Origin of the sequence: Actinoplanes derwentensis, assembly GCF_900104725.1 — a bacterium.
GTDB classification, from domain to species: Bacteria; Actinomycetota; Actinomycetes; order Mycobacteriales; family Micromonosporaceae; genus Actinoplanes; species Actinoplanes derwentensis.
In genome coordinates, this window is record NZ_LT629758.1 from 7891066 (window position 1) to 7907874 (window position 16809).

General features: G+C 69.0%; 18 protein-coding genes. 12 read left to right on the forward strand and 6 right to left on the reverse strand.

Annotated features, from left to right (window positions below; all coding sequences use genetic code 11):
* Positions 1 to 114: 114 nt before the first annotated feature.
* The 9 genes from BLU81_RS51835 to BLU81_RS35030 all read left to right on the forward strand — a co-directional run bounded on the left by BLU81_RS51835 (position 115) and on the right by BLU81_RS35030 (position 7971).
* Entirely contained in the window at positions 115 to 414 is a 300-nt protein-coding gene (locus BLU81_RS51835) for a hypothetical protein (protein WP_197686016.1), read from the forward strand.
* Positions 383 to 1012, forward strand: a complete 630-nt coding sequence (locus tag BLU81_RS34995; protein ID WP_092551191.1) for a hypothetical protein — start codon at positions 383 to 385, stop codon at positions 1010 to 1012. Before BLU81_RS51835 ends, BLU81_RS34995 begins: the two co-directional genes overlap by 32 nt.
* Before the next feature lie 131 nt (positions 1013 to 1143).
* Positions 1144 to 1854 (forward strand): ferredoxin reductase domain-containing protein, encoded by a 711-nt coding sequence (locus BLU81_RS35000; protein ID WP_092551194.1) that lies wholly within the window; start codon positions 1144 to 1146, stop codon positions 1852 to 1854.
* 196 nt (positions 1855 to 2050) lie between these two features.
* Entirely contained in the window at positions 2051 to 2497 is a 447-nt protein-coding gene (locus tag BLU81_RS35005) for a hypothetical protein (RefSeq protein WP_157751943.1), read from the forward strand.
* Between the two features lie 73 nt (positions 2498 to 2570).
* Positions 2571 to 3524, forward strand: coding sequence for a hypothetical protein (locus BLU81_RS35010; RefSeq protein ID WP_157751944.1), 954 nt, complete (start codon positions 2571 to 2573; stop codon positions 3522 to 3524).
* Entirely contained in the window at positions 3521 to 4834 is a 1314-nt protein-coding gene (locus tag BLU81_RS35015) for an HlyD family efflux transporter periplasmic adaptor subunit (protein ID WP_092551203.1), read from the forward strand. Before BLU81_RS35010 ends, BLU81_RS35015 begins: the two co-directional genes overlap by 4 nt.
* Positions 4834 to 5496: an ABC transporter ATP-binding protein gene (locus tag BLU81_RS35020; protein WP_092551206.1), complete on the forward strand. Its 663-nt coding sequence runs from the start codon at positions 4834 to 4836 to the stop codon at positions 5494 to 5496. The genes BLU81_RS35015 and BLU81_RS35020 overlap by 1 nt, the downstream gene beginning before the upstream one ends.
* Positions 5493 to 6707 carry an ABC transporter permease gene (locus tag BLU81_RS35025; RefSeq protein ID WP_092551209.1) on the forward strand — a complete coding sequence of 405 codons (1215 nt, stop codon included), beginning with the start codon at positions 5493 to 5495 and terminating at the stop codon, positions 6705 to 6707. The genes BLU81_RS35020 and BLU81_RS35025 overlap by 4 nt, the downstream gene beginning before the upstream one ends.
* 175 nt (positions 6708 to 6882) lie before the next feature.
* A complete protein-coding gene (locus tag BLU81_RS35030) occupies positions 6883 to 7971 on the forward strand; it encodes a hypothetical protein (RefSeq protein WP_231953646.1) in 1089 nt (362 codons plus the stop codon).
* 82 nt (positions 7972 to 8053) lie between these two features.
* Here the strand turns inward: BLU81_RS35030 and BLU81_RS35035 are convergent, their stop codons facing one another.
* The 6 genes from BLU81_RS35035 to BLU81_RS35060 all read right to left on the reverse strand — a co-directional run bounded on the left by BLU81_RS35035 (position 8054) and on the right by BLU81_RS35060 (position 12454).
* Complete coding sequence (locus BLU81_RS35035; RefSeq protein ID WP_092551215.1) at positions 8054 to 8506, reverse strand: hypothetical protein; 453 nt, start codon at positions 8504 to 8506, stop codon at positions 8054 to 8056.
* A gap of 201 nt (positions 8507 to 8707) precedes the next feature.
* Positions 8708 to 9952 carry a styrene monooxygenase/indole monooxygenase family protein gene (locus BLU81_RS35040; protein WP_092551218.1) on the reverse strand — a complete coding sequence of 415 codons (1245 nt, stop codon included), beginning with the start codon at positions 9950 to 9952 and terminating at the stop codon, positions 8708 to 8710.
* 23 nt (positions 9953 to 9975) lie between these two features.
* Complete coding sequence (locus BLU81_RS35045) at positions 9976 to 10521, reverse strand: GTP-binding protein (protein ID WP_092551221.1); 546 nt, start codon at positions 10519 to 10521, stop codon at positions 9976 to 9978.
* Positions 10522 to 10543: 22 nt separating this feature from the next.
* A complete protein-coding gene (locus tag BLU81_RS35050; RefSeq protein ID WP_092551224.1) occupies positions 10544 to 10894 on the reverse strand; it encodes a DUF742 domain-containing protein in 351 nt (116 codons plus the stop codon).
* Positions 10895 to 10907: 13 nt separating this feature from the next.
* Positions 10908 to 11369: a roadblock/LC7 domain-containing protein gene (locus BLU81_RS35055; protein WP_092551227.1), complete on the reverse strand. Its 462-nt coding sequence runs from the start codon at positions 11367 to 11369 to the stop codon at positions 10908 to 10910.
* The gene (locus BLU81_RS35060; RefSeq protein WP_092551230.1) at positions 11366 to 12454 is read right to left on the reverse strand and encodes a sensor histidine kinase; all 1089 of its coding nucleotides are present in this window, start codon (positions 12452 to 12454) and stop codon (positions 11366 to 11368) included. The genes BLU81_RS35055 and BLU81_RS35060 overlap by 4 nt, the downstream gene beginning before the upstream one ends.
* A 246-nt stretch (positions 12455 to 12700) precedes the next feature.
* Between BLU81_RS35060 and BLU81_RS35065 the strand changes: the two genes are divergently transcribed.
* The 3 genes from BLU81_RS35065 to BLU81_RS35075 all read left to right on the forward strand — a co-directional run bounded on the left by BLU81_RS35065 (position 12701) and on the right by BLU81_RS35075 (position 16765).
* Positions 12701 to 13204, forward strand: coding sequence for a SigE family RNA polymerase sigma factor (locus BLU81_RS35065; RefSeq protein WP_092551233.1), 504 nt, complete (start codon positions 12701 to 12703; stop codon positions 13202 to 13204).
* Positions 13205 to 13225: 21 nt separating this feature from the next.
* The gene (locus BLU81_RS35070) at positions 13226 to 13915 is read left to right on the forward strand and encodes a hypothetical protein (RefSeq protein WP_092551236.1); all 690 of its coding nucleotides are present in this window, start codon (positions 13226 to 13228) and stop codon (positions 13913 to 13915) included.
* Positions 13916 to 14026: 111 nt separating this feature from the next.
* A complete protein-coding gene (locus BLU81_RS35075) occupies positions 14027 to 16765 on the forward strand; it encodes a transglycosylase domain-containing protein (RefSeq protein ID WP_092551239.1) in 2739 nt (912 codons plus the stop codon).
* Positions 16766 to 16809 lie beyond the last annotated feature (44 nt).

Genomic DNA, 16809 nt, shown 5'->3' on the forward strand with positions numbered 1-16809 from the left:
CGCGACGAACGGGCACACCGGGTCGCGGGAGTCCGGACGGCCACGGTGCGCTTGCAGTACCCCACCGCCCAAGCGGCAAACGGCACCGCCCGACCGGCAACGGCACTGTTGGAGGTGACCCGGCTGCTCGCCGGTCCGGACGTGGTCGACCCGATCGCGGTCGTGGTCATCACCATGTTCGACGTCGACGACTATGTGGACACCGCGTTGCAGTCCGGGGCCAGGACGGGCCGACGACGATCGGGCATCCCGGCCGGACGGGCGGGCAGCCGTCCTGGACGCCCTGCGAGGTTTCGCCCCGTGCGGGATGCTGCTGGTGAGCCTTCCCTGGGGGGATTGTCACGCACCTGTCTGCTGCTGGTCCTCGGCACCCGGCCCGGCGTTGAACAACGAAGCACCGACGCCGAGTCTTGACCGTTGCGACGATCCGGGTGCGGCTACCCGGACGATCGCCGCCAACGGGTCGTTCTCGTTCACCGACACCACGTCGGCCGGTGGCACGGTGACCTATCGGGCCGCCTACGCCGGGGACGACAGGCACGCCGCGGTCACCGGGACCAAGGCGGTCGCGGTCTCCCGGACGGCCACGACTCTGTCGCTGACCAACAACGGCAGGACTTACGCGTACGGCAAGGCGGTCACGTTCACGGCGCGGCTCGGTGCCACGTACAAGAACCGGACCGTCGAGATCTGGGCCGACCCGAACGGTGCCGACCAGGGGAAGCGGCTGCTCAAGCGGGCCGTGGTGAGCAAGACCGGAAACGTGGCGGCGAGCCTGCGGCTGACCCGTGACACCAGGGTGTCCGCGGTCTTCACCGGTGACGCGCGAACCGCGCCGAAAACCGTGACGGCGATCGTCGGCACCAAGGTCAAGATGTCGATGAAGCTGTCGAAGTACTACAAGACCGGCAAGATCGGCAGTACGACGTACCGCTACTACCGGGTGAAGACCAAGGCGAAGTTCACCGTCACGACGTGGACCCCGTACCAGTACCTGTCCTTCACCAAGTGATCAGCCGGGGCGGGCCGGCTCATCGGCCCGTCGCGCCGCCGAGTTGCAGGCGGTAGGTCTCGCGGACGAAGTCCAGGTGCAGATTCCGGTGACGTCCGGGGACGATCGCACCTGCTCGGCGTAGACGGGGCGTGTGGACGTTCGCGGTTCTGCTGCGCCCGGACGGTACCGGCGACTCCCGGCACGTCCACGAACGGCTCGCCGTCGGTGACCAGGTCCGGGTCGCCGGGCCGAAAGCGATGTTCCCGCTGGAGGACGCCGAGCATCACCTGTTGCTGGCCGGTGGCATCGGCGTGATCCCGGTCCTGACCATGGCCGAGCATCTGGCCGCGCAGGGCAAACCCTTCTCGCTGGTGTACGTCGGAGGAGGGCGCGAGCGCATGCCGTTCCTCGACGGGGTGGCCGCTCTGGGCGAGAGCGCCCGGGTGGTCGACCGTGCACAGTCGACGGATCTCACCCTGGCGAAGGTGGTGGAGCGGGCCCCGGCCTCGGCCCTGGTCTACGCCTGCTGGCCGTCGCAGATGATGGACGAACTGGGTGAACTGGTCACGGGCGGGCGTCTCCGGACGGAGTCGTTCGTGTCGGTGTCCGGCACTCCCGCCGAAACCGAGGGTGGGGCCTTCGAGGTCCAGTTCGGCGTCGGCGGCCCGGTTCGTCAGGTTCCGGCCGACACCCCGATGCTCGACGTGCTGCTGAAAGCCGGCGCGGACATCGATGCCATCGGTGTCCCGGCCATCGCGGCCCGCGCACCCCGTTACCTCAAGGCGGGTGGCACCGCGGTGTTGGTCGGGATGCCGGCCATCGCCGGGCGTCGCCGGTTTCTTGTCGGCGGCGCCCGTTGATCTTGTGGGGCCTTTTACACGGGTACTACCCCCGAGTGCACATCTTTGTGACGTAGGTCACAAGAAGTGGGGTGGAGATGATTATCGATGGTTCCTTACTCTCGACTCAGGATCGATCCTCAATTGCAACGCCGGCGAATCTTCGCCTGGACTGGTGATTGCCTCTTCAGGAACTTTAAATCGGGGAAGGTTCCATATGGACTTGGGCAAGCGTGTTCGTTTGCTTTTCGCCCGTTTGGTAGCCCTAGCAGCGCTGACGTTCGGCGGCATCGCCGTTCTTGCTCAGCCTGTCTCGGCGGCCGACGTCGGCGATGGCTATCTGTCCTGCAACTCCGGCGAGATCTGTTTCAAGAAGAACTGGGACAGTGCCCAGTATCGATACATAAAGCACTTCTGGTACGGCCAGCAGCACGGTGGATACAACTGGGGAGGCGAGAGCGGCTACTCCGGTGGTGCGATATCGTACGACGTCTCCATGGTGTGGAACCGTGACACCTCGTGCACCGTGTACATGACCGACGGTTACGACAACTGGTGGTCGTACGCTCGCTCCTCCAGCGGCTACGGATGGGTCGGTTACCTCTACAACGACTCCAACTGGGCCCACACGCGCTGCAGCACCACGCGGCCGTTCGGTACCTGACAAGTAAGCGTGGGGGCGGACTTTCGGGCCCGCCTCCACGCTCCATCCCCCTCCCACAGACCACAGAGGACCCATGCGGAACCATCGAGTCGTGGTCGCGGCGCTCGTCGCGGCCCTCACGGTCACCGGCGTGACTGGTTGTGAGTCCGAGTCCGGCGCGGAGCCCGGCTCCGGGTCCGGCGATGGCAAGAAATCGTCGGCTGACGGCAATTCCGGTCAGGCGTTGACATTTGACCTCTTTCTCGGTGACAAGATGGACTTCGTCGATTACGCCGTTCGGGCGATGACCGCGAAATGCATGTCCGGCGCCGGATTCCCGCAGCTCCAGCAGGCCGGCAACAAGCAGTACAACGGCTTCAGCGCAATGTTGATCATTGATCGGGCGAAATTCCGCGGTTTCGCGAACGAAGAAGAGGCGCGAACCGTCGGATTCGGGCAGGGGCAGGACGCCGAGCCGGCCCCGGTGGTGAGCAGCGACCCCAGTTTCGACAAGGCGCTCAAAGAATGTGATCAGAAGTCCGACGCCGCTCTCAGCAAGGACAGCCGGGCCGTTCTGGACGCTTACGGGGACCTGGGCAATCAGCTTTCCGGCGGCCTGGCGGTCTGGATCCGCAAGTCGGTCCCGGCCGCGATGGAGACGCAGCTGGACTGCCTCGGCAAGTCCGGCTTCACGGTCAAGGACCGGGCGCTGTACCTGCGCCAGCCCTACAACGTGCAGCAGTTCGGGGTGCCGGCCGGGAAGCTGGACGGGACGCCGTACGACTGGGCGCCGACGAAGAAGCGTGGCACCGTCGAGGTCGGCCCGGCTAAGCCGGCGCTGAAATACCTCCCGAGCGGCAAGGAGTCCGAGCTGGCCGTCGCCTGGTTCCGCTGTGACCAGGAGTCCGGCCGGGTGGAGAAGCTGCTGGAGGGCGCTCACCAGGTCGAAGCCGAGGTGGTGGCGACGAACCAGGACAAACTGGCCGAGCTCAACCCGAAGATCGAGGCCATCGCGAAGAAGGCGGCCCAACTCGTGGGCAAGGCATGATCGAGGCGGATCCCGACGGCCTCGGGCCGACCGTGGTGATCGAGCCGGCGGCACTCGCGGACGTCCGGTCGCGAGACCGGCGTCGGGTGCTGATCGCCGGTGCCACGGTCGCCACCATGGTGCTGCTAGCCGGCGCCGCGGTGCTGTTGGGTCCGCGTCTCCAATCGCCGGAGCAGCAGGCCGCCGAGGCCGCGCCGCCACCGGCCTCGCTGGTGACCGCCGAAGCCGAGACCCGGGTGCTCGTCGAACCGATCGTGCTCCGTGGCTCGGTGGTGCCCGGCGCCAGCGTCAAGCTGCTGCCGCCGTCCTCGCTGACCGGCGCGGACTCGGTGGTGACCGCGGTGAACGTGCGCAAGGGCGACCGCATCGCCGAGGGCGTCCAGATCCTGGAGTGCAAGGGCGCTCCGGTGGTCGCGCTGGAGCTGCCGTTCCCGTTCTACCGGGACATCATCGGCGGGAGCACCGGGCCGGACGTGCTGGCGCTCCAGCAGGCGATGCGGCGACTCGGCTACGCCGCGCCCCGGAACTCCAAGATGGACGCGGCGACGCAGCGGGCCCTGGTCAAGTGGTGGCGTGCCCTCGGGTACGAGGCGCCGAAGATGAGCGACACCAGCGGTGCCGGTTCCGCGGACCCGGACGACCCGGCCACCGGGACCGAGGACCCGGCCGTCGCGGAGAAGACGGAGCCGACCGCTGAACAGAAGCGGCAGGCCGCCGAGGCCGCACTGGCAGCCGGCGCCTATCTGCCCCGGGCGGCTGTCATCCGGATCACAGAGAGCGGCCGGGTCAGCAAGGTGAACGTGAAGCGCGCGGACATCCTGACCGGGCAGACCAAGCCGTTGCTGGAGTTGAACGGCGCGGCGTCGACGTTGCAGGCCACCGTCACCAAGGAGCAGGTCGGCCTGGTCACGGTCGGTCAGCCGGCGTCGGTGCTGGACGAACTCTCCGGCAAGAAGGTGAAGGCCGAGGTGTCGAAGATCGGCAGCACGGTGGTCACCGACGAGGCGAGCGGCACGACCGGATTCGTCGTCCGGTTCGCCTTCACCGGAGCCGCGATCACCGCGGAGGGCCGGAGTCTGCGGGTCGACTTCTCCTCGGGAGCCGACGACACCCCGAGGCTCGCCGTGCCGGTGACCGCCGTCTACTCCCGGGCGGACGGCACGACCTTCGTGAAGGTGAGTACCGACGGCCGGACGGAAACCGAGGTGACGGTGGAGACCGGGCAGACCGGCGGAGGCTGGACGGCCATCGAACCGTCCCGGGCCGGCGCGATCACCGAGGGCACTCCCGTCGTGGTCGGCCGCTCCTGATGCTGGAGTTGACCGGCGTGGCCCGCACCTACGCCGACGGCGCCCCGGTCTATGCCCTGCGTAGTGTGGACCTGTTCATCAGCGCGGGCGAATATGTCGCGGTCACCGGGCCGTCCGGCTCGGGCAAGTCGACTCTGCTGAACATTCTCGGACTGCTGGATCAGCCGACCACCGGGAACTACCGGGTCGCCGGGGTCGAGACGACCGCGCTCGGTGAGGTGACCCGGGGTGCTCTGCGCGGCCAGTTGTTCGGGTTCGTCTTCCAGGCCTTCCACCTGCTCGCCGGACGTTCCGCGCTGGAGAACGTCGAGTTGGGCATGCTGTACGGCCCGTGGTCCGCGGCCGAACGCCGGTCCCGGTCAGTGGCCACCCTGGACCGGATGGGGCTCGGCCCCCGAGCCGGTGCGGACCCCCGCAAGCTCTCCGGCGGCGAACGGCAACGGGTGGCCGTGGCCCGGGCCATCGCCGGCAGTCCCCGCGTGCTGTTCTGCGACGAGCCGACCGGGAACCTGGACAGCGCCAACACCGAGAACGTGCTGAGCCTTCTCGCGGACCTGCACGCCGACGGGCTCACCGTCGTGGTGGTCACCCATGACGTCGAGGTGGCGGCGCGCGCCGAACGGCAACTCGTGGTCAAGGACGGTCTGGTGCACGAGGGATGAGCCACCAGAAGAGTTATCTCCGCGAACTCGGGATCGCCCGCCCGCGACTGCGGATCCGGGACTGGTTCACCGAGACGGTGCTCTCGCTGCTGCGTAACCCGGGCCGGTCGGTGATGACGGCGACCGGCACCGTACTGGGCGCGGCCGCGTTCGTCGCCACCCTCGGCATCTCGTCGACGATCTCCTGGCAGGTGAGCGATTCGTTCGACGTGCGCCGGGCCACCGAGGTCCGAGTGGTCCCCGGCTCGCCGAGCGTGGGTACCGGCTGGCTCGACGCCAAGCGCCTCGGCACACTGCGCGGGCTCAACGGGGTGACCGCCGCCGGCCGCCGGATCCTGCTGCCGGAGATGCCGTTCACCCGCCGGGTCGGTGATCCGCCGGTGGCCGCGAAAGTCATCGGAGCGGACCCTGGGGCGATCGCCGTGATGGGCCCGCGGCTGGTGGTCGGGCGGCTGCCGGACGACTTCCACGAGCGGAGTTCGCAGCGGGTGATCCTGCTGGCCAAGACCGTCGCCGACCAGATCCACATCGACGGCATCGGCATGGCGGTCTTCCTCGACGGCCGGCCGTACACCGTCATCGGCATCTTCGACGACGTCGAGCGCCGGCCGGAGGCGCTGCTCGCCGGGATCGTCCCGGCCGGGCTGGGGGAAGGCCTGGTCCGTGAGGGGCAGAACATCGAACGGGACGTGGTGATCAGCACGGCACCGGGCGCCGCCCAGCTCATCGGAGGCCAGGCACCGTACGCGTTACGCCCGGAGTCGGCCGCGGACCTGCGCTCGATCGCTCCGCCGGATCCCCGGACCCTGCGGCGTGAGGTGGAGGGGAACGTGACCCGTTCCAGTCTGATCCTGAGCGGGATCGCGCTGGCCATCGGCGCGGCGTCGATCGCGAACGCGGCCACCGCGTCGATCGTGGCGCGGACTCCGGAGATCGGGTTGCGCCGGGCGATCGGGGGCCGCCGCCTGCACATCTTCGCCCAGCTGCTGGGCGAGACCACCGCGCTCGGCACGCTCGGCGGGGTGCTGGGCGTACTGCTCGGTGTGGTGGTGACGGCCGGTGTGGCGCTCGCCAACCGGTGGACCCCGGTGCTGGACCTGCGCTATGTCGCGGTGGCTGTCGCGGTCACCGCCGGGGTGGGCCTGCTCGCCGGTCTGTGGCCGGCCATCAAGGCGGCCCGGATCCAGCCTGTCGCGGCTCTTCAGCGATAGCGGATCGGGTGGCGGTGGAAAGTTTTTTCACCGCGATGAACTCTTTTGGGAGCGCTCCCGTATTGCCAGGCGCAGGCAAATGGTGAAGGCATACGGGAAGGCGCAGGGGTCAATGTACAACAGGTCCCGTTTCAATAAATCTCGCTCCAACACGCGCCGCTGGCAGGCGGGTGCCGTGGCTGGGGTCGCGGTCGCCATCGTCGGCGTCGGTCTCGGTGTGGCGTCGGCCGCGGAGGCCGTCCCGACGGTCAACTGCCCGGGCGTGCGGATCAACGTGGCGGTACCGGCCCAGGCGCAGGCCGAGGTGCAGAGCAACCTCCAGCTGCTCAACACGCAGATCAACGAGGCCAACACCCGACTGAAGAACACCGTCGGCCAGGGTGGCCCCGCCTTCATCCAGAACGCCATCCTCGGCCCGCTGGCAGACAAGCGCTTCGCGACCATCAACCGGATGGAGACTGCGATCGGCCGCAACGCCGCCAAGCCGGACCTGAACGCCGAGGGCCTCAAGACCTGCTCGCTGAACCAGGGTGGTGGCGCCTCCGCCGCACAGCCGACAGCAGTGCCGACCGCCGCTGCCGGTGGCGCGACCGGTGGTAACGCCGCCGCCGGCGTCGGTGTCATCAGCTGCCCGCAGGTGGCCGTGAACGTGGCCGTGCCGGAGTCGGCCGCCGACGAGGTGCGCCGCAACCTGGAGCTGCTCAACACGCAGATCAGCGAGTCCAACACTCGGCTGAAGAACACCGTCGGCCAGGGTGGCGCAGCCTTCGTGCAGAACGCGATCCTCGGCCCGCTGGCGAGCAAGCGGTTCGCGACGATCAACCGGATCGAGACCGCGATCGGCCGCCGCGCCGCCAAGCCGAACCTGAACGCCGAAGGCCTGCAGACCTGCAAGGTGATCACCAGCGGTACCGCTCAGGCGCAGGGCACCCAGATCAACGTCGCGAACGCCGCCGCTCTCGCGGCTTCGGCCGGCAAGATCAGCTGCCCGGCGGTCAAGGTCAACGTGGCGATCCCGGCTCAGGCCGCCGCCGAGGTGCAGCGCAACCTGGAACTGCTCAACACCCAGATCGCCGAGTCCCAGAAGCGCCTGGAGACCTCAGTCGGCCAGGGTGGCGCCGCCTTCGTGCAGAACGCGATCCTCGGCCCGCTGGCGAGCAAGCGGTTCGCCACGATCAACCGGATCGAGACCGCGATCGGCCGCAACGCCGCCAAGCCGAACCTGAACGCTGAGGGCCTGCAGACCTGCACGGTCGTCAAGTAACAGTCGTCGGCAAAGAATCTCCGGGCGCCCCCGCCGCAGCGGGACGCCCGGAGATTCTGCTTTTCACCACACGTGCCGAGGCTCAGCCCCGGCCGATGCCGCCGACCTGCGAGATGACGTTCGACGCGTTGACGCCGCCGCTGTTGCTGCTGTTGCCGGTGCCGATCAGCGTGTTGCCGACATTGCTCAGGATGAACTGGTTGAGCACCGAGATGTTGTAGACGTACTGGTTCGTCGTGCTGCTCTGGTGGCCGGGACGGTTCTGGATCGGCTGCCGGCCGAAACCGGGCTGCCGCCGGTCCTGGCCGAACGAGGGCCGCCGGTCCTGGCCGAACGATGGCTGCCGATCCTGGTGGAACGAGGGTCGCCGGTCGTGGCCGTAGGACGGCTGCCGATCCTGGTACGACGAGGAGCCGCCGTTGCAGCAGGGCCGTCCGTGGTCGCTGGGGGTCGCGGCCGACACGGGGCCGGCGAGGGCGAGGCTCGCGCCGGTGGCGAGCATCAGGCCTGCGGTGTAAACGGTGACACGACGCATGATGATCCTTACGGGTGAAAAATCATGGATTGGGTCCGGTTTGCCCGACGATGCTGAGCTTTCATAGGTGGAAAACGAGGCATCAAACCGGTGGTTTACGGTGAATCCATGAAATGTCGCCTTTCGAGGGACCTTTGACGACCAGCCGTAACGACGACGGGGGCAGGCCACTGTGGCCTGCCCCCGTCGTACCGGAGAAGATCAGTTGACCTCCGCCAGGTAGGCAGTCGCCTTCTCCGGATCGACGAACCAGTTGAGGAAGTCGTTCGGATCCACGAAACCGGCCGCGAACCGGCGGGCGATCCGCTCGTTCTGCGACGCGGCGCCGAGGATCTGCTGCACGTGCGGCGGCAACGGCTGCACCATGGCGTTGGTCCAGCCGGTGACGGCCTGACCGTGCGCGGTCCAGAAGCCTTCGAACGTGTCGGTCATCCATTGCTCGTCGAACGGCTGGTCACCGCGGGCCAGGATCGCCTTCAGATAGTGGTGTGCCGCCTTGGCCGCGGTGTTGCTGCCCTGACCGGTGATCGGGTCGTTGGCGATGACCACGTCCGCGAGACCCAGCACCTTGCCACCACCGGGCAGATGCGCGACCGGACGGCGGACGGTCGGCGTGTACCGGCCGTGCAGGGTGGCCTTCGCATCGGTGAGCCGCACGTTCCCGGCCCGCTCGTGCACCCACGGCAGGTATTCGCGGATCAGGCCCAGGGTGAGCGCGAGATGCTGCTCCGGAGCCATCCGGCCCTGGTGCCCGGCCCAGCGGTCCACCGGGCCACCGGGGACGGCCTCCCAGAACAGGATGTCGCACGGCCCGGTGTGGGTCAGGCCGGGGATCACGAACAATTCACCGAGCCCGGGTACGGCGTGGAAGCCGACGTGCGGAACCGGCCACTGCGGGTCGGGTTCCAGCCCGTGCACGTAGGCGACGGCCAGTCCACGCTGCGGCTCGGCGTACGGCGAACGGCTCGGGTCCCGGTCGAACATCGCCACCAGATCACCCTTGCCGGCCGCGACGACGGTCAGGTCGTACCGGCCGATCTGGGTCAGCGCGTCCAGGTCCTGGGTGGTGACCGCGTTGTAGATGACGTCGACACCACACTCCTCGGCGTCCTGCAGCCAGCGGGCCATCTTGATCCGCTGGTCGGTGGACTGGGCCGGCTTGTCCAGCGGCGCGGTGATCTGCAGGGCGAGCTGGCCGGGCGGAGCGGAGAGGGCGACCCGCAGACCGTTGATCGGCGGCGCCTCGTTCTCCCAGTGATTCAGGCCGTACGCGCGTTCGGTCTCCAGCGACATGTCGAACATCGCCTGGGTCGAGGTGACCCAGCCGTTGCGGATCTCGTCGGGGGTGCGCGCCGACATCAGGGTGACCTCGTAACCCTCGGCCCGCAGGCTGAGGGCGAGCTGGAGGCCGGCCTGACCGGCCCCCACGATGAGAATCTTGCGCAAGGGGGTGCCTCCTGTGTGCTGTGCTATCCGATGGCCTGTTTCGCCGCGTGATCCACGACGGTCAGCAGGGCCTGCGCGACGTGGCGGGCGCTGCGGATGTCCGCGGCGATCAGCGGGACGTGCGACGGGAGCGTGAGGGCCTCCCGAACTTCGGAGAGTTCGTGCGTGGCTACCCCGTGGAACAGATTGACACAGACGATCCACGGTACGTCCGTGTCGTTCTCGAAGTAGTTGACCGCGGCGAACGAGTTCTCCAGGTTGTTGGTGTCGACCAGGACCAGCGCGCCGACCGCACCCCGGACCAGGTCGTCCCACATCGGCCAGAACCGGGGCTGGCCGGGCGTACCGAACAGGTAGAGCACCAGCGCCTCGTCGATGGTGATCCGGCCGAAGTCCATCGCCACCGTGGTGGTGACCTTGTCGATGCCGGGATCGAGACGGTCGATCTGGGCGGCCGCCGCGGTCATCCAGGACTCGGTGCGGATCGCCGGGATCTCCGAGATGGCCTCGACCGCGGTGGTCTTGCCGACCCCGAAACCACCCGCGATGACGATCTTGGCCGAGGTCATCCGATCCGACACGGGTTTGCCGTCAGGTGAGTCGGACAAGGCCGGCACGGAGTCTCTCCAGAAGCGCTAGATCTTGTGAGGGCCGGGCTTCGTGCACCACCAGCTGACCGATTTTGAGCAGGTCGCTGATCAGCACCCGGGTCAGGCCGAGGGGCAGCCCGCAACTCGCCGACAGTTCGGCCACCGAGCACATCCGCCGCGCCTGCTCGTAGAGCGTCCGGGACGCCGGGGCCAGGCTGGCGGCGAGCAACGGGTCGTACCGGTTGCCGGTGGACACCAGCGTGTGGATCAGCAGCGGGCTACGGCTGCCGGTCCGCCCACGGGCGGTCATGTAGGGGCGCACCTTCCAGTGCAGCCCCGGCCTTCGGGCCATGCGGGGCCTCCGTTCAGCGGGCCGGTGCGGGCAGGGTGTTCTGATGCAGCGCGTTCCGGGTCTCCGGGGTCAGCGCGTGACCGACGGCCTGACTGAACCTGGTCATGGCGTACCCGAGGTGCCCGATCTGGGTCTGCGGCTGCGCCGACACCAGCAGCGCCGCGACGAACTCGCCGGCCGGATCCTCGATCCGCAGGAAGGCCAGGTGACCGTGTGGGTAGCGGATGCTCAGGTTCTCCGGGGCACCGAGCCGCAGCAGGCCGCCGAGCTGGCCGGTGATGCCGAGGAAGCCGGCGGCCAGTGCCGCGACGCTCTCCGCGTGCTCCCGGCTCAGGTGGCCGGACGAGGCGAGCTGGAGTCCGTCGGCGGAGACCAGGACGACCGCGGTGATCGTCGGCACCTCACGGACGAGTTGGCCGATCAGCCAGGAGACATCCGGCTGCCCGCCGTCGGTGTTGGATCGGAAGTCGGTCATAACGGTCCTTCGGTCTGCCTGGGAAGCACGATGCTGGGTGGGGCCTTGGCGCGCGCGGCGTCGACGCCCGCGTTGAAGTCGGCGGCGTCGTCGTGCCAGCTGGTCTGATGGACCCGCGTGGTGGTCGGGAGCGGCGGCGGGTCGATGCCGCGGACACTGGCCGGCACCCGGCGGGGCATCACCGGTTTCAGAGCCGGCAGCGCCATGGTCACGTCGTTGGCCGGCGTGGGCCGGACTTCGTGGCTGATCAGCGCGGTCTCCGGGGACGGGGAGGTCGGGCGCGGCGTCGCGCCGAGCAGACCCGCGTCGATCAGCAGCAGGGCGACCGTGCCACCCGGCTGCCGGGGCACCAGCCGGACCCGCAGCCCCCGGTGCCGACGGGTGAGCACGGCCGCGACGGACAGGCCCAGGTGCGCCGGCCGCAACTCGTCGGCGGCCGGGCCGTCCGCACCGTCCAGCAGCCGTTCGATCCACGGCAGGTGCGCCGGGTTCAGGCCGATGCCGTTGTCCTCGACCCGGATCACCACGTCACCCTCGCCGGTCAGGTGCGCGGAGATGGCGACCGGTTCGGTCGGCGGGGAGTAACGATCGGCGTTGTCGATCAACTCGGTCAGGATCCGGATCACGTCGTCGGCGGCCACCGCGGCCACCGCGAGATCGGCGATCGAACCGAAGTGCAGGCGCTCGTAATGCTCGACGGCGGCGCCGGCCGCGTGCGCGATGTCGTGCAGTGACGTGATCTGCTGGTCCGGATCGTCGAGCGGCTCGCCGGTGAGGACCCGCAGGTTCTCGGCGAGGCGACGGACCCGGGTGACCGAATGATCGATGCGGAACAGGATTTTGCGCCGTTCGGCGTCCTGTTCACGGAATTCGGCTTCCCCGATGTGGTGGACGGCCTCCCACGTAAGAGTGAGCAGCCGGAGTGCGAATTCACCGGCGACCGGGCGCCAGGGATCCGGTGCCTTCTCCTCGATGGGTGGCGTCGGCTCGTCCGGTTCGTCCGGCTCAGGTGCGCTGGTGACGGGAACGTCCTGGACGGGTTGCCGTCGGCGCCACCAGGTAGTCCAGCGGCCTGCCCCAGGCATCGATTTCTCCCCAATCAGCCTTCTGTCGTACCGCAACGGAAGAAGATCACCGACTACGAAGTCTGTACCGTACCCGCCGTATTGCCACGATGGCTATCCGTCATATTGACGACGCCGCCCGCCCGCCGGAAGCGGAAAATCCGGCCCGCGCGGACGTCTGCCGCGGATCGATGCAACCCGGAGCGGCGGTTTCCCGTAGGAGGGGCGACCTGAACCGAGTGGGATGAACGAAAGGCGGGTGACCGGGTGAGACGGGCTTCCGAACGGGAACGTGAGTTCACCGAGTTCGTGACGGTACGGCGCGCTGCTCTGGTGCGCACGGCCTCGCTGCTGGTCTCCGGGGACACGGCCAAGGCCGAGGACGTGGTGCAGACAGCCCTGATCAAGCTGTATCTGGCGTGGTCGAAGGTGCGCCCGGAGACGGCCGACGCGTACGCGCGGAGATGTGTCGTCAACGCGGCCACCGATGAGCATCGCAGTCTGTTCCGCCGCCGTGAGCAGGTGCGTGCGGTGCTGCCGGAGGTCGCCGTCGACGCGCACGACGGTTCGGACCGGACCATGTTCGGACTGCTGGCGACGTTGCGGCCGAGCATGCGGGCCGCGGTCGTGCTGCGGTACGTCGAGGGACTCAGTGTCGCCGAGACAGCCGATGCCATGGGCTGCAGCGAGGGCAACGTCAAGAGCCAGAGCGCCCGTGGACTGCAACGGCTCCGCGAAATTCTTCCCACTCCTCTGCACCGCGTCGCCTGACGCCCCGAGAAAGGAACACTCATGACCGACGTACAGGACATCCTGCGTAATCTCTCCGTCGCTCCCGGCCAGAGCGGCCCGGAAGTCGTCGCCGCCGATGTGGCCCGTGGCCGGCAGGCGGCGTCCCGTCGCAGTCGCCGCCGGTTCGCCTTCGCCGGAGCGTTCGTGGCCGTCGCGGTCGCGGCCACGGCGGGTGTCGGCCAGTTCGGTGGCTCGGCCGATCCGTCCGGGTCGTCGCAGGCCGCACCGGCCTCGCAGCCGGTGGTGCCGGCGCGGCTCAAGCTGGTCTCCTACACCGGCGCACAGCCGGTCGGGTTCAAGGTCAGCACGGTGCCGGACAGCTGGCTGGTCGTCTCCTCCGACACGTCGGGATTCGTGGTCGAGCCGCCCACCCGCGGCGAGCTGCCCGGCGACGCCGGCGGTGGCCTCAGCCTGGAGGGCCGGATCGCGGTCTCGCTGCAGGGCCTCTCGCACTTCCCGGACGAGTCGCCGATCAAGAAGGTGGACATCAACGGCCGTACCGGAGAGCTGGGGCACCCGCTCGAAGCGCCCGGCAAGCTGTCCGACACCCGCTGGCTGTTCTTCCCGGACGCCTCCGGCAAGAGCGTGAACGTGCAGGTCCCGGGCGATGTCGACCTCAGTGACGAGCAAGTCATCGACTTCGCCGAGGGCGTCTCGGTCACCGGCGACGCGGTCGAGATCGGCGGCTGACCGGAAAGGTTGCAGTGCGGGCGAGATAGAGACATTTAGCATTTTCGCTGCTCGGCAATGCACCGATCGCTCCCTACGAACGTCGAGATATCGAGTCGAGGGAGTGACGCGATGCGAGAAGTTCCCGCAAAGGTCGTGGCCTGGTTCCGGAGATGGCCACGATGGGGCCGGCGGACGCTGGCGGCGGTGATCGTGGCGCAGCTGGCGCTGGGCCTGGCCGCCGCCGGATATGTGGTGAGCGTGGACCTGCCACCGGATCCGGCGCCCCCACAGGCCTCGGTGCTGTTCTACCGCGACGGCCGGACGGTGCTGGCGCGGATCGGCCTGACCGACCGCACCGACGTGACCCTGGACCGGGTGCCGTCCGGTGTCCGGCAGGCGTTCCTCGCCGCTGAGGACCGCGGGTTCCACGACCATCACGGCGTCTCGGTGCGTGGCCTGATCCGGGCGCTCTGGTCGAACGTGGTGAGCGACAGCGGTGAGGGCGCCTCCACGATCACCCAGCAGTACGTGCGCAACGCGTACCTGACGCAGGAGCGGACGGTCGGCCGCAAGGCCAAGGAGGCGGCGCTCGCGGTGCAGGTCGAGTTCCGGTTCGACAAGGACCAGATCCTCGAGCGCTACCTCAACACCATCTACTTCGGCCGGGGCGCCTACGGCATCGAGGCGGCGGCCCACGCCTACTTCGGGACGTCCACCGACCAGCTGACCACGTACCAGGGTGCGGTCCTCGCCGCGATGGTCAAGGACCCGACCCGGGGCGACCCGGTGGTGGATCCGAAATGGACCAAGGACCGCTGGCAGTGGATCCTGCGGGCGATGATCGAGGCGGGCTGGCTGCCTGCGGGGGCGGCCGACCGGACGCCGTACCCGGCCGTCGCCCCGGAGTCGGTCACCGCGGCCACCATCGGCGGTCCGATCGGCCTGATCGCCGACCGTGTCGAGGACGAACTGGTGGCCGCGGGCATCACCCGTCAGCAGATCCGCACCGGTGGCCTGAACATCGTCACCACGCTCGACGTCACCGCGCAACAGGCGGCCGCCACGAGCATCGGCACGGCCCTCGCCGGTCAGCCGAAGGAGCTGCGGCCCGCTCTGGTGGCGATCGATCCGCGCGACGGCGGGGTGCGCGCCTACCACGGCGGTGACCGTGGCCGTGGCTTCTACGACGACGCCCTGGCCGCCCGGCCGCCGGCCTCCACCTTCAAACCGGTGGCCCTGGCCGCGGCCGAGGAACTCGGCATCGGGTTCCAGTCGTACTACAACGGCACCTCACCGCGGTTGTTCACCGGCCGGGGCGGCGCGCCGCTCTACAACCAGGACAACCTGCAGTGCCCGGTGTGCCCGCTGGACCTGGCGATGGTGCACTCGCTGAACACGCCGTTCTACGCCCTGGCGGAGAAGGTCGGACCGAACCGGATCCGGGACCTGGCACTGCGGCTGGGGGTACCGGCGAAGTACGGCGACCAGGCCACCATGGTCGACCTCAAGGGGGAGCTGACTCCCGGCCGGACCCGCGCCGACATCGCCATCGGCCGGTACGCGATCACGCCGGCCGACCTGGCGACCGTCTACGCCACTCTGGCCGGCGGGGGCACCCGGGTGGACCGGCACTTCGTCGAGTCGGTCACCGTGGCCGGGGGCGGCGTCCTGCACGAGCACGAGGCGGAGCCGGAACGGGTGCTCGACGCGGGCGTGGCAGCCGACGTGGGTGCGGTGTTGTCGCAGGTCGTCGACGAGGAGGGCGAGGTGCCCGGAATCGAGGCCGCCGCGAAGACCGGTTCCCAGCAGTACGGCAACACGTCCGACTCGTCCGACGCGTGGACCGCCGGCTGGGCTTCCGGGCTCGCCGCGGTCGTCTGGGTGGGCCGCGAGAAGCCCGGCCCGATCCGGACGAAGAAGGGCCGGAGCATCAACGGCGACGGGATGCCGTACGACATCTTCAAAGGTTTTCTGTCCGGTGCCCTCACCGGCCGCAAGACGCCCGCTCTGCCGCCGGCGTCGCACGTGGGACGGATGGACACCGGCGATCTGGAGACGATCGAGGGCGACGTCGACATGGAGCCCGGCCGGATCTACCCGGGCCCGCAGAAGGGTGACCTGGTCGACCGATCACTTGCCGTGGGTTCCTGGTCGGAGCGGACCGACCGGCTGACCAGCGCCCTCGGCAAGTACACCGCCACCGGTCTGGACTTCTCGGTCTCCTTCGTCGACCGCAAGACCGGGCGGCGGTACGACTACCGGGGCGACCGTGCGTTCGAGACCGCCAGCGTGGTGAAGACGCAGTTGCTGGCCGCGCTGTTGCTGCGGGCACAGGACGAGGATCGGGAACTCACCGCGGCCGAGTCGCGGTGGGTCCGCAAGATGATCGTGGCCAGCGACAACGCCGCGGCGGTGAAGGTGTACGACAGGATCGGTGGCGCCTCGGGACTGCGGGAGCAGCTGACCCGGCTCGGCCTCGACGACACCGAACCGAACACCCGGTTCGGCTTCAGCACCACCACGGCCAACGACCAGACCCGGATGATCGCCGCGCTCACCAAGGCCGACAGTCCGCTGACCGAGGACTCCCGGACGCTGATTCTGGGCCTGATGGGGCAGGTCAACGCCGACCAGACCTGGGGTGTCAGCGCCGCCTCCTTCGAGGGGGAGCAGACGGCGCAGAAGAACGGCTGGGTGTCGCGCACCGCCGAGGAGGGCCGCTGGATCATCAACAGCACCGGCCGGATCAGCGGCGAGAAGACCGACGTCGCGCTGTCCGTGTTGTCGCACGGTCACCGGAACCAGCCGGACGGTATCGCGACCGTCGAGCAGATCGCGGCTCTGACCCGCAGCCACCTGGGTTGGTGAGCCAGAAGGTGTCCAGGAGCCGGCGCAACGTGACCGGCTGCGCT